Consider the following 22,490-nt stretch of genomic DNA (forward strand, 5'->3'; position numbering starts at 1 on the left):
CACCAGCGTGGTTTCACAAACTCTGGATTGGGATGATCCCCGGGTGGCTAAGTTAAACTTGAAATTCGCGATAAATTATATTTAACTTCTAGCACACGATTATTTGAAACAGGCAGAAGCATCAAAGAGAATGTAATTGGGTATATTCAGGAGCAGAGATGAAAAAGGGATATATGATCAGTTCTAAAGTAAACTGATGCAAAATATTGAAAAGGTGGAGAGTTGGAATGAACATTTTAATTTTAGGTGGGACTGGACGGGTCGGCAGCCATATGTTGAAACATGCACTTGACGACGGGCACCAAGTCACGGCACTGGTGCGTGATGCAGAGAAAATACAAGTGGAAAGCATCAATTTAACAGTTGTCGAGGGTAATGTGCTGAACAGGTCAGACATACTGAATGCGATGAACGGTATAGATATGGTGATCAGTGCACTTGGTACGGACGGCACTACTACCCTCTCAGAAGGCCTCCCTTCAGTTATAGAAGGTATGGAAGAAAGAGGCCTAAAACGCCTCATCACCATCGGGACTGGTGGGATATTGAACAGCAGGACAGAGCCCGGACTGTTACGTTATCAATCGAACGAATCGAAAAGAAAAACGACACGGGCAGCAGAGGAACATCATAAGGTCTTCAACCTCCTTGAAGACTCCCAACTTGATTGGACGATCGTCTGCCCTACCTACTTGCCCGATGGTGAATATACGGGTCAATATCGGGCAGAACGTGACTATCTTCCTGAAGGTGGTAAAATGATTTCTGTTCCTGACACGGCGGAGTTTGCGTACAGCCAGATACAGGATGATAGATTTATAAGGAGCCGCGTAGGACTGGCGTATTAATACCCCTTGCGTCTATAACGGCACAACCCTAATCAGACGACAGGTCTATTTAAAATATTAAATAGACAATAGACATATATTTTCCAGGAGGCGCATATGTATGAAGAACGCTGAACAGCTTAAATCCATACTGAACAAATTGGATGGCCAGAAGTACGGCACCTATAAACAGTTGAAAGGGACTTATCAGTTCGACCGCTTCAAGCTGGCAATCGATCACGTACAGGTCGACCCTTACGCCCCGCCATCCAAAATGCGGATTATAATGAATCGTGATACAGCAGGAATTCCAGCCGAATTGCTCGATTCAAAGGACAAAATCATAGCAGTAGCGGATTTTCTGACACGTGCATTTGGTGAGAGTATTAAAAAACATAAAAACGGCGCTAAAATGAACAGTAAAAACATCAAGATCCTGATTGACCGCCCCGGTGAAGAAATTTTGGAGCGGACTTCTGTCGTCATCGGTGAACATGAGCTCGAAGTACGCTTCGAAGTCGGTCTGCCGGCTGCAGGCCGGAGGATTCTGGGCAAGGCAGCAGCGGATATAATTACTGGTATACTGCCTAAAATTGCAGATGACTCCCTGCTGTATCAGAACCTTGACCAGAAAGGACTTGAGAAGCAAGTGAGTCTGGTGCTCGATCAGATGCATATTCGACAAGTGCTTAATCAAAAGAATCTAGTGGCATTTGTGGCGAACGGTGCCATCCTGCCCCGCACTAGCGGTGTGTCAGATAAGCCATTGCAAGGAGCAGTGCCGTTTTCAAGTCCAGAAAACCTCAAAGTTCAGATCGATCTCCCAAGTGGAAAGACAGTCACAGGTATGGGTATTGCTGAAGGCATCACCCTGATTGTCGGGGGCGGTTATCACGGCAAGTCTACCCTGCTTCAAGCGTTGGAACGCGGTGTCTACAATCATGTTCCGGGGGACGGCCGCGAGATGGTCATTACACGGAGTGATGCAGCGAAGATCCGAGCGGAAGATGGCCGTAATATCGAAAAGGTGAACATCAGTACATTCATCAATAATTTGCCCGCGAAAAAAGATACACACGCCTTTTCAACGGAGAATGCGAGTGGTAGCACTTCGCAGGCCGCAAACGTGATTGAAGCGCTTGAATCAGATTCTAGCCTTCTATTGATCGATGAGGATACTTCAGCAACCAACTTCATGATCCGCGATGCCCGGATGCAGAAGCTCATTGCCCGTGATAAAGAGCCCATCACACCTTTTTCGCAAAAAGTAAAGCCATTGTACGATGAGGAAAATGTATCGACCATACTGATAGTAGGCGGTTCTGGTGATTATTTCGATGTGGCGGACCAGGTGCTGATGATGGATGAATACAGGTTGAAAGACGTGACGGATGCCGCAAAGGAAATTGCTGCGTCAGATGCAGATAAAAAAGGAAATATGTCAGACGAGAAATTCAGCGAGATCAGCCAGAGGATTCCACTGAAGTCAGGGTTCTCGAAATCCGGAAAAGATGATCGGCTGAAAGCAAAGGGGCGCACTACGATAATGTATGGCAAGGAGCCGATTGAGTTGGCAGGGCTGGAACAGCTTGTAGATGACAGCCAGACAAACTGTATCGCAGTCATGATCGATTATCTCAGACACAACGTACTGGATGACACTCTGACATTATCCGAGGCCGTCGACCAGGTCTACAAGCATATGGAACGTAATGGACTGGATGCGCTCTTGCCCTACTCCGGTCATCCTGGTAACTTGGCGCGGCCGAGGAAGCAGGAATTCATCGGTGCACTCAACCGTTATCGCGGTTTCAAAATCAAAGGGTGACCTATAAGGACTTTTATGAAAAGTACACAAACCAATATTAAAGAAGGATAGATTCGATCAACGAATCTATCCTTCTTTTTTGGTTTCACACATTCTATTGCTGCAGTTTTCCGGCTGTGTATCCACCATCGACAGGTATCGTAACGCCACTGATCTGTCTGGCCAAATCCGAGCATAGGAACATAACAGCGTTGCCCTGGTCCTGGGGGGTCGCCATCTCACCTCTAGGCAGGGATTCGAGCACGCCGTTGTACTGTTCAGGATGACTCTCCGCCCACCCTTCGATGGCCGGAGTGATAGTAGCCCCCGGGGCAATTGCGTTTATCCTTATATTCTGTTTGCCGTATTCAAGAGCAACTGATTTCGTCAGTCCGACCACACCGTGTTTAGAAGCAGTGTATGGAACCATATTCGGCGCGCCCTCCAATCCAGCTCCTGAAGCGGAATTGACGATGGCACCGCCACCTGTCTTCAGCATCGCATTGATTTGGTGCTTAACACAGTAGAATACGCCGTATAAGTTTATTTTTATGGTCTTATCCCAGTCTTTTGAGTCCATATCGCCTATTTTAACCTGGCCTGCGTTGATGCCGGCATTGTTATGGGCAAAATCCAATTTGCCGAAAGCAGAGACGGTTTCGTTCACCAGTGCTTCAACTTGTGTTTCATCACTGACATCACATTTGAAGAATTGTGCCTCGCCTCCGTTGTCTTTTATGATTTTGATGGTTTCCCGTCCGCCTTCTTCACTGATATCGGATACCATCACTTTTGCGCCTGCTTCTGCCAAAGCAACAGCGCTTGCGCGCCCGATGCCTGAACCAGCTGCAGTGACCAGCCCCGCTTTATCCTTCATAAGTCCTGTCATGGGAACTTCCCTTCCTTAAGTGGTTTTACACTCTTATATTACCTTAGCGTAGGATTTAGGGGAAATATAATGGACATAATAGAAAAAATGACGATTCAACCCCTTGTCGGGGTAGGTCGCCATTCATTTTAATCCTATAAATCTTTATCTTTCTGATTCATAAGCTTATTATATGCTTCGAGATACGTTTTTTCTGCATCAGAAGCCCTGTCCATCGCATTCATGGCTCTGTGCCATAGCGGATAGATTGGCTCGGGTTGCGTCAGGTCGTTTATCTGGACGATTTGGTTATCCGTCAGCTGCAAATCGTATGACGCGATGTTTTCCTCAAGCTGTGCTTTGTTCCTCGTGCCAAGAATTACAGAATCGACATTCGGTCTATCCCTCAACCAGGCCAAGACGACTTGAGGAACAGTGGCGTTATGATCGGAAGCTACATCCTGAAGCATTTCGACAAGATCAAAGAATAGTTTTTCATCTTTGACATAAGGTTCTCCCCAACCCTCACCTTGGCGGGTACCTGGTTCTGCTTTTCTGTCTCTTGAAATCTTGCCGGTCAACAGACCTTCACCGAGCGGTGACCATATCGTATTGCCGATGCCCAGTTCCTTTGCTGCAGGCAGCAGTTCATACTCCGCTTCCCGGGATTCAGGTGTGTAATAGACCTGATGGGCAATTGGTGGCATCAAATTATTTTCAACAGCGAATGTGTGGGTTTTGGCCAATGCCCATCCACTATAGTTGGACACGCCCCAATATCTGATCTTGCCTCTTCTGATGAGGTCATTCATCGCCAGAACTGTTTCTTCAACCGAAACCTGGCCATCCCATACATGAACATAATAAAGGTCCAGGTAGTCGGTGCCGAGCCTATTGAGTGTCTCATCAATGGATGCTTCGATATTGATGCGGGTCGCACCGACATCATTCGGGTTATCTGTCAATTGGAAACCCGTCTTGCTGGCAATCACCATATCTTTGCGTTTATCCCGGATTGCTTTGCCGAGTACAATTTCAGCATCACCCTTAGCATAAAGGTTCGCAGTATCGAAATGGTTGATGCCATGTTCCAAGGCATAGTCGACCAACGCATCTGCGGTACTCTGATCCATGTCTCCTGCGGCTTCAAAACCTTTTGTTCCGCTGAACGGAATGGTTCCAAGTGCATATTTGGACACGTTCAGACCAGAATCACCTAGTAGTCTATAATCCATCTTCATCCCTCCATTGCTTTTTTCTCTACCCTGCTCTCAATTTAGTAAAACTTGAAGACGAGATGGCCCCTCACCCAGAGGATTCAACCATTTCATTCGATATGCTGTCGAAGTGATATATGCTAGAATACATGCAAGCAACAACTATTGGCAAAACAGCAGAGGGGGCGGTAATATGTCGAATGAAAAAGACGAAATCATTTTGCGTGGTCTTAGAGCGAATAACCTGAAGAATATCGATCTCAACATCCAAAAGGAAAAGATTACGGTGTTTACAGGAATTTCAGGGTCAGGCAAGAGTTCTGTCGTCTTCGATACACTCGCAACGGAAAGCAGAAGGCAAATGACGATGAATTATCCGATGTATGTAAGAAATCAGATGCCTCGATACGAGCGTCCGAAAGCGAACCTGATGAAGCAGCTCAGCTCCGTGGTCGTCGTCGAACAGCGGCCGATCGGCGGCAATTCCCGCTCGACAGTCGGTACGTATATGGATGTCGACCCACTCATCAGACTTTTGTTCTCACGCGTCGGCGAGCCTCCGATTGAATCTGCAACGGATTTCTCCAGCCAGAGTTCTTTCGGAAAATGTCCATCGTGCAACGGGTTTGGTGAAATTGTCGCTCCCGACCTCCATAAATTGGTCGACGTCGATAAATCGCTGAGGGAGTACGCTGTACGATTCAAGCCACTGTCGCCATCTGGTTGGCAAGGTAGATGGATGATAACAGGAGAATTATTCAATCCGGACATTCCCATCAAGGAATTTTCAGAGGAGGACTATCAGCTCTTCATTTATGGACCGCCTGAAGGAGAGCGTGTTTTTGCTCCCTTCCACACTAAAGATGGCCCCCATCCCCACGAGTGGGATGGCTTGCTGCCGCGTTTCACCCGCCTGTACATCAACCGGGATGTATCAAAGCTTGCCCAGACTTCACTGGATGATGTATTGGAAATGACCAGCCGGAAGCCTTGTCCGACATGCCAAGGATCCGGGTTGAATCCTGAAGTGCTGGCATGTAAGATTAATGGATTCAACATCGCAGATTATAATGGATTCGAGCTGACGGAACTATTGACAGAGCTTGAAAAAATCAACGATCCCATCGGCTCTGCGATCGCTCTCCAGACGATCCCCTCCATCAAACAGCTTATAGACTTGGGGCTTGGCTATCTGAGCCTCTCCCGGAAGATGGCGACGCTCTCCGGCGGAGAGGCCCAACGGGTAAAAATAGCGCGTCACCTGGGCAGCAGCCTGAACAACATCACATATATCTTTGATGAACCTACTGCGGGGTTGCACCCCGAAGAAGTAGCTTTGCTCATACAGATGCTGAAGCAGATTAAAATGCAGCATAATACTGTCGTCGTCATTGAGCATGACACATCCATTATTAAAGTCGCTGATGAAATCATTGAGATGGGCCCAGATGCCGGGGCGCGCGGTGGCGAGGTCATCTACCAGGGAAATCAACAGGGCTTGGAGCAGTCGTCTGCTGCAACGACACTCCAGCGTACAGTTGAAGTCAATGACCACCCGCGCCAGGCTGAAGAATCGTTTTCCATCAAACATGCGTCAATGAATAACTTGAAGGATATAACAGTCGATATCCCGAAAAATGTCCTCGTTTCCGTCTGTGGGGTTTCCGGTTCCGGCAAGAGTTCATTTATGTTGGAAGCATTTCCTGGGAAATATCCCGAAGCGATTATGGTCGGCCAGTCACCTATTGGCGTATCGAGTCGTTCGACACTGGCGACATATATGGGGATCATGGACGATATACGGGCGATATATGCGCGGGAAACCGGCGAGCCAGCCGGGTTGTTCAGCTTTAACTCCTTGGGGGCTTGTCCAGTCTGCGATGGTAAGGGAATCACTAAGCCGGATGTCGCTTTTGCGGACCCTGTAACGGTGACTTGTGAGGCTTGTGGGGGCACAAGGTATTCCGACGAGGCATTGTCGCATTCGTACAAGGGGAAGAATATCGTGGAAGTTCTCGCCCTTACAATCGAGGAGGCGAAAGACTTTTTTGAACGGCCGAAGGTGATAAGCCGCATCAGTACTTTGATGGATGTCGGCTTGGAATACCTGACCCTTGGGCAGACGACAAGTTCCTTGAGCGGAGGAGAAGTGCAGCGATTGAAGCTGGCGAGTCATCTGAAAAAAGAAGGGCAAATCTATATTTTGGATGAACCTTCCTTAGGTCTGCATGCCCAGGACAACGATAAACTGCTCAATGTATTCCAGCGTCTTGTAGATCAGGGGAATTCAGTCATCATCATTGAACATAATGTCGATTTCATAGCGGCAAGTGATTGGATAATCGAGCTTGGCCCTGGTGGAGGCAAGAATGGTGGCGAAGTAATTTTTGAAGGGACCCCACAGAAGATGGCTACTGCTGATACATTGACTGCAAAGTGGCTGAAGCGATGAAGAAGCGGCTCGAATGCGGCAAGAAATTTAAACGTGCTATTAGAAAGATTCTTTCGCAAAATAAGAAGATATCAAAACTCTTAAGTGTTCATTTTGTACAAAAATCCTGGAATGATATATTCATCCCAGGATTTTTTAAATCGATGGTTGATACAGAAAGTGTTATAGACCCATATTGACGAATGGACGATGATAGTCAAGAGTACCTTTAATCTGTTTCACGTTGACATCTGTACCTTCGAGCCATTTCTTAAAATCAAAGATAACAGGTTTTTTGTCCGGTCCGATGACGAACCATGCTTTTGATGCTTTAGGAAAATAGACTGAGGTGTGGATGGTGCCCGCGGAGGCGTCATACTTATCGGAAAAGACGCCGTGTTCCGGATTGTTCATGACTTTGAAAGCCTCATAGGGGTTCGTGGAGTATTGTTGCTGTTCTTGTACCGTCTGCTCACGCTGGCGTGTTTCTTCTTGACGGTAGCGATTTTCTTCTTCAAGCAGATGGAAGTGGTTTGTACATACATTAGATCTTCTGGCCACGACCTTCCTTGGAGAGGCTTCAATGACATAGGAAATGCCATCGGGGTCCAGGGCTACATAACTAAACGATTGCCGGTGGGGTATCTCTTTCAATAGTGCGACAGCTTCATCAACATTTGCACATGTTTCCAATACCAGACGGCCAATCATATTACATAGGAAGCCATCATCCGAATTTTTACTGTGAGTGAAGTTGTATCCCATCACAAGGCCCTTCTCGTTCATACCATCGATTCGCCCTGTAATCTGCATGGAAGGTCCAATTGTAGCATACCCATGATCTGTAGGGGCATAGAATACATAACGGCCTTCATATCCACGGGGATGGCTATCATAGTTGCGTACCATGAAGTCACTGTCAGTGAAGATCGAGCATCCGCTCCTGACATATTCCAGATAATAGCCGCCAAATAGACGAAATGCTTCTTCCATCTCCATGCCGAGTGCATCTGCGAGACCATAGATTTCGTCAAGGATGGCTGGCGAGAATTGAGAGATGATAGATATGAATTTTTCAGAATTAATCAGGAAATGACGGTCTTTCTTAGGACCCCACTGCTTTTCACGGTTTGGGAGTATCAAGGAGTCTCTGAGCTGTATGCCCTGATAATAGCCAAAATCATAATGCGAGCCTCTATATTGAATGACATCGCTGTAGAATTGCTTCATTATATCTCCGCCTCTAAATATTCTTCATATCAGTATACATATTTTATAGGAAAATACATTAATCTTGCTTGTATAAAGTAACTAGCATAACAAAAAAGCAGACGGGAAGTATCGAACACACTCCCCGTCTGCTTTTTTGTTATGCTAGTAGTAATTTTAATGTTTTATCTCTGTATCCATTCCCAAGCTTTATTGATTTCAGCCTTATCGAAGTGCTGGACTTCTATACCGGGAAGCCAATTGATCACGCTTGATCCTAAATCGACCCATGGTTGATTAGATACAAAAGCAAACTTTTTATATTGCTTCCAATGTTTAAGGTCGACAGCACTTCCGCTTAGGAAGGCATCTGCATCAGTACCTTCCAGATCCTTTATATAGATGAGACCGCTGAGCTTTTGATTACCCCCGTACTTGTCATTGATGAATGCTTCTGCATTCCTCACATCACTCTCACTCAGCTCTCCATCCATCTCGATATATACAGTATTCGGATATCTGCTTTCTTCAATCTTCATCATGGTTGGACCAACTCCTTGATGACGTTTCTATTTTCTATTATTTTACCCGTTCCCAGATTATCTGAAACAGGGATACGGGTAGTTAGAGTAGTCGAAAACGCACATTATAAAGGCGTTATTTATATCTTGATCATTTATTTTTTATAACGCTTAAAATTAGAGTAAAACCTTTGAAATCCTTTATTATCAACCTTAATAAGATTTTAATAATCCTGTAATAACGTAAGTAATGCTAGTGCGACCGTCGTTATGTAAAAAGAAATACCCACATGTAAAAAATGCGGGTATTTTGAGTAGAACTCTGTATAGAAGTCCGATATTCATAGGTTATTTTGATGAGAATTATTTAAGTTTCACTCATCAAGTTTTTAAGTTTTGGACTTACAAGTATTAGGAGAACCCCGATGCCTAGAGCAGTAAGTCCAGAATACAGGAAGTAATCCTCTGTACTGATGACGCTGTAGATCTTTACCATCTGCGCGTTGAGCCCTTGAGCCATGGCGTTCGATAGGAACCAGACGCTCATCATCTGTGAAGTGAATGCCTTAGGAGCGAGCCTTGTTGTTGTAGAAAGTCCGATAGGGGAAATGCACAATTCCCCGAGTGTAATGAGCATAAAGCTTAGGACGAGCCATATAGGGTTGATCAATTCCTGTCCACCTGTTAAAGGTATGATCATCAGAAGATAGGCTACTGCCGCCAATATGACGCCTAAGGCGAATTTGATTACAGTAGATGGATTGAATCTACCCAATTTAACCCAAAGAAGCGAAAATATTGGTGCGAATATAAGGATGAACATTGGATTCAAGGATTGGAACCAAGCAGCTGGAATTTGAAAATCTATCAATCCATTAGTCAAGTTTGCCATATCCAACTCTGTCTTCTTATCGGAGAATTGAGCCAGAATCGTCGAACCTTGTTCCTGGATCATCCAAAATGCGACTGAAGCGATGAAGAGAGGTATGTACGCGAATACATTACGCTTTTCGCTTTTTTCAACTTTTTTACTTTTTAAGATTACAATAATATAAATGGTCGGTAATAATACACCGATTAAAGTGATTACATTGGAAAAATTACTTATTTTAAGTTCATCCGTCAAGTATGCAACGATGACGAGTGCTGCAATGACTATCGCAGCTATAGTCAAATATTTCATTACATTTAATTTATCGCTTTTACTCAATGGATCAGGCACGCCTTTACCCAAGTCCCCAAGAAATTTATTGCCGGTGAGCACATAGATGACAAGCCCTATGAACATACCGATTGCCGCTGCAGCAAATCCTGCGTGGAATCCGACGTTTACCTGCAACCACCCTATAATCAATGGAGATATAAGTGCGCCCATGTTGATGGACATATAGAAGAGGGTGAAACCTGAATCGATTCGGGAGTCATTCTTCTCATACAACATGCCTACTGTTGTACTTATGTTTGGCTTCAATAGTCCGGATCCGATTATGATGAACAGTAAAGCAACCATCAGAAGCGTGAAATTGCCTGGTATTGCCATTAGAATATGTCCGATCATAATCAGGACGCCACCATAGAATAAGGCGTTTCGCGTACCGGTGATCCTGTCAGCCACCCAGCCGCCGATGGTGCCGGTCATATATATTAAAGCACCATATATGGAAACGATCTGCAGTGCTGTGCTCTGATCGAGCCCAAAGCCACCTTTAGTGACAGAATAATAAATATAGTAGGCCAGTATGGCCTTCATGCCATAGTAGCTGAACCTTTCCCAAAATTCAGTGAAAAATAGCGTAGACAGACCTTTTGGATGACCAAAGAAACCTTTATCTGGAACGTTAGTATTTTGATTTGCCATCATTATCCTCCTCAATATTATAAATTTAAACATTGGATATTATAATTTTCAAACTAAAATTGGTCTAAAAAGTATGAATTATGGATTATTACAACAATTATTTTGTTAAATAGAGATAAAATGACCATATACAAGTATAAAGTGAATTTAAGTTAAAAATGATTATCGCATGGTAGGAGCACAATACACCATGTAAAATTGATAGTATAATAGTATGAGATGTAAATTATTCAGGTCTATGGCCAGAAGTATCAAGGAGGTTTATGATGAAACAGAGAAGTAATGCGAATCAAGAAGAGCTGGAATGGATTGTTGAAGAACCATCGGAGTTGCTGAAGTTTTTATTTGCAGCTATGCCCTCCCGCAGCAGGAAATCGGTGAAGGATCACTTGAGTCATGGTCAGGTCTTCGTCAACGGGGAGGGCACAACGCAGTTTAATGATCCGCTTGAACACGGCGATCATGTTAAAATTCTTCCTAAAATAGCATCAAAGAACGTAAAGATTAAAGGTATCAAGATTCTGCATGAAGATGATGATATTGTTGTAATCGAAAAGGATGCAGGGATCTTATCTATCGCATCAGATAAAGAAAAACAGCTGACCGCGTATCGTCAATTGGCAACTTATCTGAAGGAGGTCAATCCCAAGAACCGGATATTTGTTGTTCATCGTTTGGATCGTGAGACCTCCGGCATCATGATATTTGCGAAAAGCAAATACATTCAGCAGAAACTGCAAAATGCATGGAAAGAGGCTGTGCCGGAACGGATGTACATCGCGTTGGTCGAAGGAAAAGTGAAGGAAAGCGGCACGATCACATCATGGCTGACTGAGAACAAGGCATTGATTATGCGTTCGAGCAAGAATCCAAACAAAGGAAAGAAGGCAGTCACGCATTATGAGATATTGAAGTCCGATCGAAATTTTACGCTGTTGCAGGTGAATCTGGAGACTGGGCGTAAAAACCAGATCCGTGTGCATATGCAGGAGATTGGGCACCCCATTGTGGGCGATAAGAAATATGGTTCCCGCATCAACCCGATCGGCAGGATTGGCTTGCATGCCCATGCGATGTCTTTCATCCACCCAACAACTAAAGCAACCATGCGATTTGAGTCGGCCATACCTAAGTCATTCACGAAAAAAATAAATTGATGAAGATACTTCCCCGGCGTGCCGCAGTAGGCATGCCGGTATTTTTTATGACTGAATATTACGGCTATATAAATCGCATTGCGACTACTTATAAGTCGTGATAATATGACCACTATACCAATCATCCTACAAATTTTAAGGAGAACGATATGATACATAAAACCAACCGTGTGCATCTGGTGGAGCAAGTAGCCATACAGATGGAAGACTTGATAGTGTCTGGCATTTGGCGAGTAGATGAAAAGATTCCCCCAGAGATAGAGTTGATGAGGGAATTTGATGTCAGCCGAAATACATTGCGTGAAGCGATACGTGCTTTGGTTCATGCAGGATTACTCGAATCCAAGCAGGGCAGCGGCACTATAGTCCGTTCTGCAAATGCGCTCAGTGCGACATTAAAGCGCTATATCAAAAAATCAGCTTTACTGGATACACTTGATGTTCGTCTGGCTCTAGAACAGCAGGCAGCGCAATTAGCAGCGACATATAGAAATGAAACAGATTTGGCAACGCTTGAACAATGTATTGAGGCTTGCCGACAGGCGGTCCGTAAGAAAGATCGTAAAAAGTTCATCGAAATGGATACACGCTTTCATCAGACTATAGTCCAGGCATCTGATAATCAATTGTTGATTGATCTATATGAACCGCTCTTAGAAAATATCTCGGAATCGATAGAAGCACTGATAAACTTGAACACACCATTAAAATATGAAGAAGAGCTGCACCTTGATTTATTTGCAGCAATACAGAATAAAGATAAAAAGGCAGCTTCAGTGTATGTCGAAGAGTACATAGGCGCACTGAAAAAAGATGTCTCTGAAATGATGGAGGAATAATTGCATGGATAAAAACGAAATTGGGTCCAAATTTGGTTCAAGGCGTAATTGGCTGCTAGTCATAGGGATTATTCTGGTGGGGGCAAACTTAAGGGGACCTCTGACTTCGGTTGGGGTTCTCATTCCATTCATCAGAGAAGACCTGGCAATCAGCAACGCAGTTGCCGGAGCCATCACTACATTGCCTCTACTGGCGTTCGCCCTACTCTCTCCGATTGCCCCTAAAATCGCCAATCGGATCGGTATGGAGCGGACCGTTGCCTTATCGCTCGTCATACTTATTGTAGGAGTTGCAGTCCGTTCGCTTTCAGGGGTCAATTCTCTTTTCCTGGGAACTTTTTTTATAGGACTGGCAATATCAGTAGGGAATGTACTGATACCTGGTATCATCAAAATGAAATTCCCATTTAAAATCGGCCTAATGACGGGTATCTATGCTATTTTCATGAATGTATTCGGTGCACTCGGTTCGGGAATCAGCGTACCCCTCGCTTCATCCGGGAGCCTTGGATGGCAGGGTGCGCTTGCACTTTGGATTATACTAGCTGCAACTTCCCTATTGATCTGGCTACCTCAACTTAAAGAAAGCGGAGGCAGGCAAGCCGCCGTCAAGAAAGAGAAGGGAGACAGTTTACTGCGCTCTCCTCTGGCATGGAAGATTACGGTATTCATGGGGGGACAATCTTTGATTTTCTATACGCTGATCACATGGATGCCGGATATCCTCCAACAAAATGGCTATGATTCCAATACTGCCGGTTGGATGGTCTTCCTGATGCAGTTTGCTATCATACCAGTTACTTTTATTGTACCTGTGGTAGCAGAAAAGATGAAAAATCAGGTTATGTTGAGTTTCATGACAGGCGCTCTGTTCATTATTGGGTTAGCCGGATTGCTCCAAGGGGGTGCGCTGCTGGTGCCACTATGGGCGATACTGATCGGTATCGCAGCAGGTAGTGCTTTCAGCTTATCCATGATGTTCTTCACTCTGAGGACGAAAGACGGCAAGGAGGCCGCAGCACTATCAGGGATGGCCCAATCATTCGGTTATCTGCTTGCCGCGGTCGGTCCAGTACTGGTCGGCGCCTTGCATGATATAACAGGCGGTTGGACGTTGCCGCTTACACTTCTTATCGCTTTGGCGGTCATCATATTGATTGTAGGGACCGCTTCAGGAAAGAAAGGTCAGGTAACTGCCTAAAAGTGGGCTGGAAAAGCATAAATATCTAAGCAACAAATAAAAGTCGTATCCGTTATGGATACGACTTTTATATTTGAGTATTGGAAATATCATACGGCTACCTTGCCTGATAAGCTTCATCCCAAAGGTTCAACTTTGTTCCTATGCCTTTTTTTAGGGCATTCTGATAGATCCTATACCCCCATGCCACATCATAGACTGGCTGCCCACCTAGGCCATATAAGATGATGTCGTCTTTAGATGTCCGCCCTCCGACCTTTCCGGTGATGATATCCCCGATGTCGGTGATGATGCTGGAGTCCATTTTTTCTTCCTCGATCCAATCCAGAAGCTGTCTGCCGATCACGCCCATTGTCGGATTATAATAAGGATAATGGTCTTCATCTATCGTCGCTTCATACATCGCCCAATTATCAACGATCAGTTTCATATCATCAATCGCAAATTTAGGGTCGAAGTCGCCGCTTGATGAAACGGTGAATAACGCACCAGGCTTGACCCATTCCTTTTCGATTTTTGGATTTGCGTCCCCAGCTGTCGCCAGGTTTATGACATCACTTTCTTTGATGGTATCTTCAAGAGTATTCGTAATCTCGATATTAAGACTGGAAAATTTTTTGCTTAGCCTATCTTTCAATGCTTGTGCGGTAGATTCATGAGCATCGAATATCTTGATTGTTTTTATGTTTTCACATACATCCAATATAGCCTCTGCACTAGAGGTGCCGATTGATCCTGCGCCTACCACCCCGAAAATTTCAGAATCAGGATTTGCCAAATACTTCGCACCCACTCCAGGGATCGCCCCAGTCCTCCAGGCACTTAACAGATTGGCGGATTGATATGCCAGGGGTACTCCTGTATCAGCATCATTCAAAGTCATCATCAATATGGAACGCGGAAGGCCTTTGTCTACATTGGCTATGTTTGAACCATACCACTTACAGCCAGACACTTTGTAGTCTCCACCCAAATATGCGGGCATCGCCATGAACCTCCTATCAGGCCCGTCTTTTGGCATGCCTTCATGTGCCGGGTTGGCCGGGAAATCAATCAACATGCCATGTGAGTTATCATTGGCCCCACCCATTACATAATCTCCACTACTCAATAGACGGAAAACCGCCTCCATTTCCTTGATGCACGCGTGCATATTGAGTACACCCGCCTCAATCATATCCTTCTCATTCAAATACAGAAAATCGACTCTGGACTGTTCCATGTATATTCACTTCCTTCTAAACTTCTCTACCCTTATAACCCTGATGAGTTGCGCTTACTGATGGGAAGACAGATCTACTTCATATCTATAAATCAGCTCTCCATTTGGATCGCATTTTCCAGTGAATTTAAAACCGAGTTTTTCATATAGTTCTTTGGCGACATCGTTGCCTTCTACGAAACTGAGATAAATTTCCCCGACATCATATGTTTTTATAACAACGTCGATCAAATGCTTCATGGCATTTCGTCCAAACCCCTTGCCTTGTTGGGCTGAATCTATCATGATCCTGTCTATCCATGCTGTTTTTGGTTCGCCTACAAAACCATACATGGCAAACCCAACCAGTACATCGTCTGCATAGATGGCGACAGGACGCCATGCACTGCAATCCCTCGCTTCTTCAAGGCATTCCTCAATTGTTTCTATAAAAGAAAGCTGATGGTCATTCAACTTTATTTTTCTGCTTATGATTTTGTCATCCGGCTGAATATTTTCCAGTGAAATTACACTCATCTTAAACGTCCTCATCTATATGATTTTTAAGTATATACCCATTGAAGCTTTAGAATCTTAAACTGCTAATTCTATAAGTATAGCTCTAAATAAAAAGGTTTTCAAAAAATGAATTGTTATGACGATATAAATTTGAAAGGTGATCTATATTTTAATGTTTGACAACTATCTTATAATGAACTATATTTTATTATAAGATAGTTGGAGGGAGGAAAAGATGTCAGTTTCAAATCAGATCATGAAAGGACTGCTGGATGGTGCAATTCTTGCTTTAATTGCTGAAGATGAAACTTATGGGTATCAAATAGCCGAGAAACTTAAAGAAAAGGCGTTTCCTGATATCAGTGAGGGAAGTATATATCCCGTGCTTCTGAGGCTAAGCAAAAAGGGTTATGTTGAAACACGCATGGTGAAATCGGATAGTGGTGGTCCTAAACGTAAATACTACAGCATCAGCAACAACGGTAAAGAAGAATTGAGAAATTTTAAGGATAAATGGTTAAAGTTGAACCAGGGGATGTCTAATTTATTTGGGGGAGATGAAGATGTTAAGTGAAAAATCGGAGAAGTTCCTAAAGAAATTTCGAATTGAAATGATGGCGCGGGGTAAAGACGATGAATACAGGGATGACCTGGAAGAGGAGTTAAGAGACCATCTGATGCTGGCGGAACAAAATGGAGAAGATCTGGAAAGTGTCACTGGCGGTTCTGTAAAAAATTACTTGAAGACACTTTCGATTGAACTACCAGAGACTAATCACTTGAGAAGAAAAATACTTCTGATCTTTATTTTTTTGATGGGGATGTTCACTATACCGAGTCTGATCAGAGGAGATTTTGACTATACTGTATCTATGCTCATCTATTACATTTCGTTGATTCTATTCGGTCCATTTCTGTTTTATCTGGTTGTTAAGTTCATCTTCATCCGATTTACCGATTTAGAAACGGAAAAGATAAGTAAGATGGGGGTTGTCCTATGTGGAGTGTATGGTGTAATTTACATGGCACTTCTAGTTGGTGGACTCTACTTGGCAGACCGTTATCAGATATATGAATTTATGACACTTTCATCAAAAAGCAATATGATAGCCGGATTATCTTTGCTTGGTATATTCGTCTTTGGGACGGTGATGACGGGTCGGTGGTTCTATACATTTCTGATCATTGCCTTGAGTCTTCCGGAGTTATCAGCGAAAATTTTTGTGGGTGGCAATCCTACAGACGAAAACTATATCATTGTATCGGCTATTGCATTATTTGTAGTCAGCGCAGTTGTAATGACAGTTCTGTTTTTCTACTCGAAAAAAGAAGTTGATGATTAATTGACTGTGTGTTTTGAAAATGGCTGTCAGTTGCTGTAGTACTTTCTCCTCGATATCAAGGATATAAGAAAGAAGGCATCCAAAATTGGATGCCTCCTTAAATGGGTCAAACTATTCAGTCCACTCGGAAACTTTATCAGCGTTATCTTCTACCCAATTCGCTGCAGCATCTTCAGGAGAAGTACCTTCTTCTATATCGAGCATTACTGATTCCATGTCTTCTGTTGTCCAATTGAAGTTATCAAGAACTTTATAAGCGTGTGGGCTTTTATCTTCAAGTTCTTGGCTTGCGATGGTAACAATGTCTTCCGCTTCGCCGAATGTACCTTCAGGGTCTTCGAGGTATTTCAAGTCGTATTTCTGGAATTTCCAGTGTGGGGACCAGCCTGTTACTACAATTTCTTCGTCATTTTCGACTGCTTGACCAAGTTCTGTAGCCATTGCACCTGAGGAAGACGTTTGAACTTCCCAGTCACTCAAATTATCATAATCTTCCAGAGCTCTCTCGGAGGCCTGTACAACACCTGCACCTGGTTCGATGCCTGTAATCGTCTGGTCGGCCTGATCACTCAGGTCTGCAATGGACTCCGCTGGAAAGTCTTTAGGTACTACCAGACCGATAGCCGCGCCTTCAAGGTTAGCACCTAAGTCTTCAATCTGATCTTCATACTCGTCATACAGATCGCCATGTGTGAGAGGCAACCATGCACTTACGGATGCATCTGCTTCGTTGGTGGCGACTGACTGCCACATTACAGCGTTATCCAAAGGTGTGATTTCTACGTTATAGCCTTCATCCTGCAATACTTTCTGCATTACATGGGTAGAAGCAATTTCAGAATCCCACTCTACATAAGATAAAGTAAGTTCTTCTTCACCCAGATTGCCATTGTCACTTGAACTCTCTTCACTTGCAGAGTCCTCTTCGCCTGAACCGCCACAAGCAGCAAGTACTATTGATAGTACAAGCGTCAATACTAATAGATTCCATTTCTTCATGAATATGTCCTCCTATAAAATTATTTTTTTGATTGAGTAAATCTATCTATAATAATCGCTAATATAACGATTCCCAATCCAGCAACAAATCCAGTACCTACTTGAGCCCTTTGTAGGGAACTCAATACTTCTGTTCCTAACCCCGGCGCACCAATCATGGAAGCGATGACCACCATTGAAAGTGCCAGCATGATCGTCTGGTTCACCCCGGCCATGATTGAAGAGCTTGCCAAAGGCAATTGCACTTTGATCAGTTTCTGCATCGGGGTGGTGCCAAATGAATCACTTGCTTCAATGAGCTCAGCAGATATCTGCCTGATTCCCAAGTTCGTCAGACGAATTGTAGGGGGTGCTGAAAAAATGACGGAAGCGAACACTCCCGGCACCATGCCAATTCCGAAAAACGCAACTGCAGGAATCAAATATACGAAAGCGGGCATTGTCTGCATAAAGTCCAAAATTGGTTTCATGACCGTTTCGAAACCAGTACTTTTAGACATCAGTATACCTAAAGGAATGCCCAAAATTACCGATATCAAGCCACTTATGATAACTAAGGTCATAGTGTCAATCAAGTTTGCCCATAATCCTTGGTTATATATGAATAGAAGACCAACCCCAATTAGAATAGGAGAGAGTATCTTATTCTTCATAAATATAAATGCAAGTGCCATTACTATGATTATAAATAATGTAGGAGGGAAGAATTCCAATATTTGAATGATCCACTCCATCAATCCTTCCAGAAATTCTTTGACTGGATCGAATACGAAGCTGAAGGAACTGGTGAGCCAATCGACAAAATCTGATGCCCACTGGGCTACTGGGAGACGAGGGAGATTATCCAGCATTGTCTTCCACCTCATTTCCTTGAGCCAATACTTCAAATACTTTATTGAACTCCAAAATACCGATGCTCTGTCCATTCTCTTCCACTGTCAGCTCATGCACTCCGTCTTTGAACAATGGATATGTTTCATAAAGCAAGGCTTCAGAATTTATGGAAGGAAGATCAGCAGAACGGTTTTCTTCATCAGTATGCTCCATGACATGCTTTACTTTGAGGACTTTCGAACGATCAATGTCCTTAACGAAAGATTTGACGTAATCATTTGCTGGGTTTGTGACGATTTCTTCAGGTTTCCCGACTTGTGCTATTTCTCCATCTTTCATCAGTGCGATGCGATCACCTATGCTCAAAGCCTCGTCGAGATCATGAGTGATGAATACTATCGTCTTCTGCATTTTTTGCTGAAGCTGCAATAGCTCTTGCTGCATCTCTTTTCTGATGAGAGGATCGAGGGCCGAAAATGCTTCGTCCATAAGCAGGATATCCGTGTCATTGGCCAGTGCTCTAGCCAATCCGACACGTTGCTGCATACCGCCGGAAAGTTGATTCGGCAACTGTTTTTTATAATTTCCTAGTCCTACCAGATTCAAAGCCTCTTCTGCCTTTTCTCGCCTCTGCTTCTTTGGGAACTTTCGGACTTCAAGTCCGAATGCCGCATTCTCCAAGATGTTTTTAAAAGGGAAAAGCGCAAAATTTTGAAAAACCATACTCAGGTTCGACCTTCTGAAATCCCTCAACTCACTCGGGCTCAGCTGCGCAACGTTTTTATCTTTAATCAAAAGATCCCCCTCAGTAGGATCAATCAATCGGTTGATCAGCCTGATCAAGGTGGATTTCCCACTACCGGATAGTCCCATGACAACAAAGACTTCTCCTGCTTCGATGCTTAGATTTGCTGACTTGACTGCAACTGTAGCACCAGTTTTTTTAATGATTTCATCTTTTGATGAATTATTATGCAATAATTCTTGTACTTCCTCGTCATATGTACCAAATACTTTAGTGACGTTCTTGATTTCTATTACGCTCAAAAAACTCAGTCCTTACACTTGACTTTATTTCAATACTTTAAAACTAGTACATTCTTAAACGTATCATAGAGATTCAGCTAAATCAAATCTACTTCCCATAAGATATGTCTGTAATAAAAAATAGTAGGTTGCATAGAGTAAGTATATATCGAGTATCGATCATGATTTTTAACAGATTAATAAAAAAGGTCAGAAGTCTCTATAATTAAGATTTCTGACCTTTCTATCTGAAATTGTGTGTACAAATGTCGGGGAAAATTACCTTTATTAAGGTCTATTGGGTATCGTTCACATCTTCTGAATTCGGTTCCTCGTCACTTTCACCATTGTCATCTAATATCTGTGATTTGCCATCGGATAGATTATTCAGGAAATGATCCAGATCGAATCCAGTCATCTGGCCCATACTTTCCTGAAGTTTAGCCATTGTACCCGTGACGGTATTCGGCAATGATTTCAGCTGTTCACCACCTCCGCTGTCCATTATGCGTATGGATTCTACGTTGCTCATGGATTCACTGACTGCTCTGGCGAATTCAGGCATTATTTTGATGAACTGTTCCAGGATGATGACATCTTTATGTTCAGACATCGCTTTGGCACGGCGCTCGATTGCTTCGGCTTCCGCGAGACTTTTCTCCCTTATGACTTGTGCTTCGGCGTTACCTTCTGCGATGCGGGCCTCGGCCCTAGCCTCAGCTTCTTTGGTCCGTGTATAGTAATCTGCCTCAGCCTGTTGCCTCCTCACTTCAACCTGTTGTCTCTCGATTTCAACGTCATTTTCCCGTTCCAGTTTCAACAGTTTCAATTCATTCTGTTTTTCCTGTTCACGGATTTCGAGCCGCTGCTGTTCCACTTCGAGACGTCTTTCTTCTTCTTCAAGTTGGCCGGAGGCTTTAGCAGAAGCATTCGCCTTCTCTGTTTCAGCCAAGTTTCTTGCTTCCTTCAGATCTTTCTCTTTGCGGCTGTCCGCTATGTTCATTTCTCTTTTATACTGTTCATTGGAAATGGTTTCATTATCTTTGGCTTGTTGTATTTCAGTTTCACGTCTGTTTTCGGATTCTGCAATCTCAGCTTCTTTTCTGATCCGGGCGATTTGAGGACGCCCGAGGTTTTCAAGATAATTCTCATCATCCCTCAGGTCGGATAGACCAAGAGACGTGATTTTGAAGCCCATCCGGTTCAACTGATCCTGCGCAATCTCGCGGACCTGTTCGTTGAAGCTTTCACGGTCCTTATTGATCTGTTCGACAGTCATCTTCGACAGGATGGCGCGGAGGTTGGAGTTCAGTACTTCAGAGATTTCGTGCTCGATTTCTTCCTGTTCCTTTCCAAGGAACTGCTCGGCGTATTTGACGATGCCGTCCAGGTCATCAGCCACTTTTACAGTCGCAACCGCCTGACCATATATCCCGACTCCTTCCAGAGTGTAGACTTTTGGCGTGGATATCTGTAGCTGGAATGATTTAAGGGAGACTTTTGTGCCCGTCTGGAACATCTTGAGCCTATGCCCGCCTCCCCGGATGACTTTCATATAGCGGCCCTGGTCATCTTTATAGATGTTGGTTTCTTTTGCTTCATCTCCAAGGTTTGGCCCTGTAACGATGAGCGCTTCGTTGGAAGGTACAGTGCGGTATCTGGCTTTCATGAAGATATACCATCCGACGGCAGCTATGATGGCGATCAGTATGATGGCAATTACTGCAATCAAGGTACCAGTCAATTTAAACATATGTAAGCTCCTATCTCATTAAATTATTTATGTATCAACATCACAGTATTACAAGTATTTATCATTGTAAAGCACATTGGTTAGAATTATCTGAATTTAGTAGGATAAATATATATGTTGCGATAATATTGACTTTTCTGACAAGATTCTGCTAGATTATATAAGTTGGATGACACCGACGTCATGGATGAAGGTAAAGGATGCGAAAAGTAGCATGTCTCCGAAAAGAATTTCACGATGGAGCCCAAAGAATCATGTCAGTTGAACAAGTTTCATCAATATGGCTATGCAGGACAGTATGGCAGAGTGACTATCGTTTCGTCCCTTTCCAGGGGCGTTTTTTAACGGGAAATGACTCGGCTTCAAATACTTGACAGCAACCCGGACATCCTCTAAGTATCAAATCGAGATCTACCCTGGTATTGCATATTCCACCTACGCGGGCATTTTCGTTCTAATCGGCCTGCTAGTATCGAACTTGGGATTGGACCTGATCTTAAAGCTTGCGGTTCCCCTACTGGCATTCATCTATCCGGTTGCGATAGTCCTGATAGTACTCTCTTTAGTTGAGCGCGTAACGGGGGAAAGCAGGAAGATGCATCAGGCTGCAGTATTCGTGACTGCCGTCTATGCATGCTATGAGGTGTTGATCAGCGTCGGCATTGAATCAGAAACTGTTGGTTTCCTCCTTGGTCAAACGCCGTTCTTCGAACAAGGTCTTGGCTGGATGCTTCCGGCCTTTGTTGCAGGAGCGGCGGGCTATGGCGTGGATCGATATAGACGCAGGGCGGCCAGTGGGAATAGACGGAATCCTGCAATACAGTTCAACGATGATATCAAATAGCTGAAGGTCCGCACGGACCTTCAGCTATTATTTTTA

At 43.9% G+C, this 22,490-nt stretch carries 20 protein-coding genes; 9 read left to right on the forward strand and 11 right to left on the reverse strand.

The genetic code is table 11. The features are described 5' to 3' along the window. Nucleotides 1-227: 227 nt before the first annotated feature. Both ACFFLE_RS04855 and ACFFLE_RS04860 read left to right on the forward strand, forming a co-directional pair. Entirely contained in the window at nt 228-848 is a 621-nt protein-coding gene (locus tag ACFFLE_RS04855) for an NAD(P)-dependent oxidoreductase (protein WP_380570024.1), read from the forward strand. A 100-nt stretch (nt 849-948) separates the two neighbouring features. Further along, nucleotides 949-2,655: an ABC-ATPase domain-containing protein gene (locus tag ACFFLE_RS04860; RefSeq protein WP_380570025.1), complete on the forward strand. Its 1,707-nt coding sequence runs from the start codon at nt 949-951 to the stop codon at nt 2,653-2,655. A 94-nt stretch (nt 2,656-2,749) separates the two neighbouring features. Here the strand turns inward: ACFFLE_RS04860 and ACFFLE_RS04865 are convergent, their stop codons facing one another. After that, nucleotides 2,750-3,523 (reverse strand): SDR family NAD(P)-dependent oxidoreductase, encoded by a 774-nt coding sequence (locus ACFFLE_RS04865; protein ID WP_380570026.1) that lies wholly within the window; start codon nt 3,521-3,523, stop codon nt 2,750-2,752. A 134-nt stretch (nt 3,524-3,657) separates the two neighbouring features. Continuing rightward, a complete protein-coding gene (locus ACFFLE_RS04870; protein WP_380570027.1) occupies nt 3,658-4,737 on the reverse strand; it encodes an aldo/keto reductase in 1,080 nt (359 codons plus the stop codon). Between the two features lie 175 nt (nt 4,738-4,912). Here ACFFLE_RS04870 and ACFFLE_RS04875 point away from each other — a divergent pair, with 175 nt between their 5' ends. Then, nucleotides 4,913-7,171 (forward strand): excinuclease ABC subunit UvrA, encoded by a 2,259-nt coding sequence (locus tag ACFFLE_RS04875; protein ID WP_380570028.1) that lies wholly within the window; start codon nt 4,913-4,915, stop codon nt 7,169-7,171. A 162-nt stretch (nt 7,172-7,333) separates the two neighbouring features. Here the strand turns inward: ACFFLE_RS04875 and ACFFLE_RS04880 are convergent, their stop codons facing one another. The 3 genes from ACFFLE_RS04880 to ACFFLE_RS04890 form a co-directional block, all read right to left on the reverse strand. Continuing rightward, on the reverse strand, nt 7,334-8,380 hold the full coding sequence (locus tag ACFFLE_RS04880; RefSeq protein ID WP_380570029.1) for a C45 family autoproteolytic acyltransferase/hydrolase: 1,047 nt from the start codon (nt 8,378-8,380) through the stop codon (nt 7,334-7,336). A gap of 164 nt (nt 8,381-8,544) precedes the next feature. Then, a complete protein-coding gene (locus ACFFLE_RS04885) occupies nt 8,545-8,901 on the reverse strand; it encodes a SpoIIAA family protein (RefSeq protein WP_380570030.1) in 357 nt (118 codons plus the stop codon). A gap of 346 nt (nt 8,902-9,247) precedes the next feature. Further along, nucleotides 9,248-10,738 (reverse strand): peptide MFS transporter, encoded by a 1,491-nt coding sequence (locus ACFFLE_RS04890; RefSeq protein WP_380570031.1) that lies wholly within the window; start codon nt 10,736-10,738, stop codon nt 9,248-9,250. 266 nt (nt 10,739-11,004) lie between these two features. On the opposite strand from ACFFLE_RS04890, the gene ACFFLE_RS04895 reads away from it, so the two are divergent. The 3 genes from ACFFLE_RS04895 (at nt 11,005) to ACFFLE_RS04905 (ending at nt 13,935) form a co-directional block, all read left to right on the forward strand. Continuing rightward, nucleotides 11,005-11,895: an RluA family pseudouridine synthase gene (locus ACFFLE_RS04895; RefSeq protein ID WP_380570032.1), complete on the forward strand. Its 891-nt coding sequence runs from the start codon at nt 11,005-11,007 to the stop codon at nt 11,893-11,895. Between the two features lie 149 nt (nt 11,896-12,044). Further along, complete coding sequence (locus ACFFLE_RS04900) at nt 12,045-12,734, forward strand: FadR/GntR family transcriptional regulator (protein WP_380570033.1); 690 nt, start codon at nt 12,045-12,047, stop codon at nt 12,732-12,734. A 4-nt stretch (nt 12,735-12,738) separates the two neighbouring features. Further along, entirely contained in the window at nt 12,739-13,935 is a 1,197-nt protein-coding gene (locus ACFFLE_RS04905; protein ID WP_380570034.1) for a CynX/NimT family MFS transporter, read from the forward strand. 97 nt (nt 13,936-14,032) lie between these two features. Here the strand turns inward: ACFFLE_RS04905 and ACFFLE_RS04910 are convergent, their stop codons facing one another. Both ACFFLE_RS04910 and ACFFLE_RS04915 read right to left on the reverse strand, forming a co-directional pair. Next, nucleotides 14,033-15,157: a tyramine oxidase subunit B gene (locus tag ACFFLE_RS04910; RefSeq protein ID WP_380570035.1), complete on the reverse strand. Its 1,125-nt coding sequence runs from the start codon at nt 15,155-15,157 to the stop codon at nt 14,033-14,035. 54 nt (nt 15,158-15,211) lie between these two features. Further along, nucleotides 15,212-15,673, reverse strand: a complete 462-nt coding sequence (locus ACFFLE_RS04915) for a GNAT family N-acetyltransferase (RefSeq protein WP_380570036.1) — start codon at nt 15,671-15,673, stop codon at nt 15,212-15,214. Between the two features lie 217 nt (nt 15,674-15,890). On the opposite strand from ACFFLE_RS04915, the gene ACFFLE_RS04920 reads away from it, so the two are divergent. Together ACFFLE_RS04920 and ACFFLE_RS04925 are read left to right on the forward strand one after the other, a co-directional pair. Continuing rightward, on the forward strand, nt 15,891-16,229 hold the full coding sequence (locus tag ACFFLE_RS04920) for a PadR family transcriptional regulator (protein ID WP_380570037.1): 339 nt from the start codon (nt 15,891-15,893) through the stop codon (nt 16,227-16,229). After that, the gene (locus ACFFLE_RS04925; RefSeq protein WP_380570038.1) at nt 16,219-16,998 is read left to right on the forward strand and encodes a hypothetical protein; all 780 of its coding nucleotides are present in this window, start codon (nt 16,219-16,221) and stop codon (nt 16,996-16,998) included. The genes ACFFLE_RS04920 and ACFFLE_RS04925 overlap by 11 nt, the downstream gene beginning before the upstream one ends. A gap of 111 nt (nt 16,999-17,109) precedes the next feature. On the opposite strand, the gene ACFFLE_RS04930 is transcribed toward ACFFLE_RS04925, so the two are convergent. From ACFFLE_RS04930 to ACFFLE_RS04945, 4 genes are all read right to left on the reverse strand, one after another. Next, on the reverse strand, nt 17,110-17,997 hold the full coding sequence (locus tag ACFFLE_RS04930) for a glycine betaine ABC transporter substrate-binding protein (RefSeq protein WP_380570039.1): 888 nt from the start codon (nt 17,995-17,997) through the stop codon (nt 17,110-17,112). Between the two features lie 20 nt (nt 17,998-18,017). Continuing rightward, nucleotides 18,018-18,848, reverse strand: a complete 831-nt coding sequence (locus ACFFLE_RS04935; protein WP_380570040.1) for an ABC transporter permease — start codon at nt 18,846-18,848, stop codon at nt 18,018-18,020. Next, nucleotides 18,838-19,878 carry a quaternary amine ABC transporter ATP-binding protein gene (locus ACFFLE_RS04940; RefSeq protein WP_380570041.1) on the reverse strand — a complete coding sequence of 347 codons (1,041 nt, stop codon included), beginning with the start codon at nt 19,876-19,878 and terminating at the stop codon, nt 18,838-18,840. Before ACFFLE_RS04940 ends, ACFFLE_RS04935 begins: the two co-directional genes overlap by 11 nt. Nucleotides 19,879-20,152: 274 nt before the next feature. After that, nucleotides 20,153-21,610, reverse strand: a complete 1,458-nt coding sequence (locus tag ACFFLE_RS04945) for a flotillin family protein (protein WP_380570042.1) — start codon at nt 21,608-21,610, stop codon at nt 20,153-20,155. Nucleotides 21,611-21,980: 370 nt separating this feature from the next. On the opposite strand from ACFFLE_RS04945, the gene ACFFLE_RS04950 reads away from it, so the two are divergent. Then, on the forward strand, nt 21,981-22,454 hold the full coding sequence (locus ACFFLE_RS04950; protein WP_380570043.1) for a branched-chain amino acid transport system II carrier protein: 474 nt from the start codon (nt 21,981-21,983) through the stop codon (nt 22,452-22,454). Nucleotides 22,455-22,490: the final 36 nt, after the last annotated feature.

The sequence above is a fragment of the Salinicoccus siamensis genome (assembly GCF_042429615.1).
Taxonomy (GTDB): domain Bacteria; phylum Bacillota; class Bacilli; order Staphylococcales; family Salinicoccaceae; genus Salinicoccus; species Salinicoccus siamensis.

What these genes read in the sequence shown, in the direction of transcription:
- ACFFLE_RS04920 (WP_380570037.1), top strand. Translation starts at nt 15,891, where the DNA reads ATGTCAGTTTCAAATCAGATCATGAAAGGACTGCTGGATGGTGCAATT.
- ACFFLE_RS04870 (WP_380570027.1), bottom strand. Translation starts at nt 4,737, where the DNA reads ATGGATTATAGACTACTAGGTGATTCTGGTCTGAACGTGTCCAAATAT.
- ACFFLE_RS04905 (WP_380570034.1), top strand. Translation starts at nt 12,739, where the DNA reads ATGGATAAAAACGAAATTGGGTCCAAATTTGGTTCAAGGCGTAATTGG.
- ACFFLE_RS04935 (WP_380570040.1), bottom strand. Translation starts at nt 18,848, where the DNA reads ATGCTGGATAATCTCCCTCGTCTCCCAGTAGCCCAGTGGGCATCAGAT.
- ACFFLE_RS04910 (WP_380570035.1), bottom strand. Translation starts at nt 15,157, where the DNA reads ATGGAACAGTCCAGAGTCGATTTTCTGTATTTGAATGAGAAGGATATG.
- ACFFLE_RS04865 (WP_380570026.1), bottom strand. Translation starts at nt 3,523, where the DNA reads ATGACAGGACTTATGAAGGATAAAGCGGGGCTGGTCACTGCAGCTGGT.
- ACFFLE_RS04895 (WP_380570032.1), top strand. Translation starts at nt 11,005, where the DNA reads ATGAAACAGAGAAGTAATGCGAATCAAGAAGAGCTGGAATGGATTGTT.
- ACFFLE_RS04930 (WP_380570039.1), bottom strand. Translation starts at nt 17,997, where the DNA reads ATGAAGAAATGGAATCTATTAGTATTGACGCTTGTACTATCAATAGTA.
- ACFFLE_RS04880 (WP_380570029.1), bottom strand. Translation starts at nt 8,380, where the DNA reads ATGAAGCAATTCTACAGCGATGTCATTCAATATAGAGGCTCGCATTAT.
- ACFFLE_RS04855 (WP_380570024.1), top strand. Translation starts at nt 228, where the DNA reads ATGAACATTTTAATTTTAGGTGGGACTGGACGGGTCGGCAGCCATATG.
- ACFFLE_RS04885 (WP_380570030.1), bottom strand. Translation starts at nt 8,901, where the DNA reads ATGATGAAGATTGAAGAAAGCAGATATCCGAATACTGTATATATCGAG.
- ACFFLE_RS04900 (WP_380570033.1), top strand. Translation starts at nt 12,045, where the DNA reads ATGATACATAAAACCAACCGTGTGCATCTGGTGGAGCAAGTAGCCATA.
- ACFFLE_RS04875 (WP_380570028.1), top strand. Translation starts at nt 4,913, where the DNA reads ATGTCGAATGAAAAAGACGAAATCATTTTGCGTGGTCTTAGAGCGAAT.
- ACFFLE_RS04925 (WP_380570038.1), top strand. Translation starts at nt 16,219, where the DNA reads ATGTTAAGTGAAAAATCGGAGAAGTTCCTAAAGAAATTTCGAATTGAA.
- ACFFLE_RS04915 (WP_380570036.1), bottom strand. Translation starts at nt 15,673, where the DNA reads ATGAGTGTAATTTCACTGGAAAATATTCAGCCGGATGACAAAATCATA.
- ACFFLE_RS04860 (WP_380570025.1), top strand. Translation starts at nt 949, where the DNA reads ATGAAGAACGCTGAACAGCTTAAATCCATACTGAACAAATTGGATGGC.
- ACFFLE_RS04890 (WP_380570031.1), bottom strand. Translation starts at nt 10,738, where the DNA reads ATGGCAAATCAAAATACTAACGTTCCAGATAAAGGTTTCTTTGGTCAT.
- ACFFLE_RS04945 (WP_380570042.1), bottom strand. Translation starts at nt 21,610, where the DNA reads ATGTTTAAATTGACTGGTACCTTGATTGCAGTAATTGCCATCATACTG.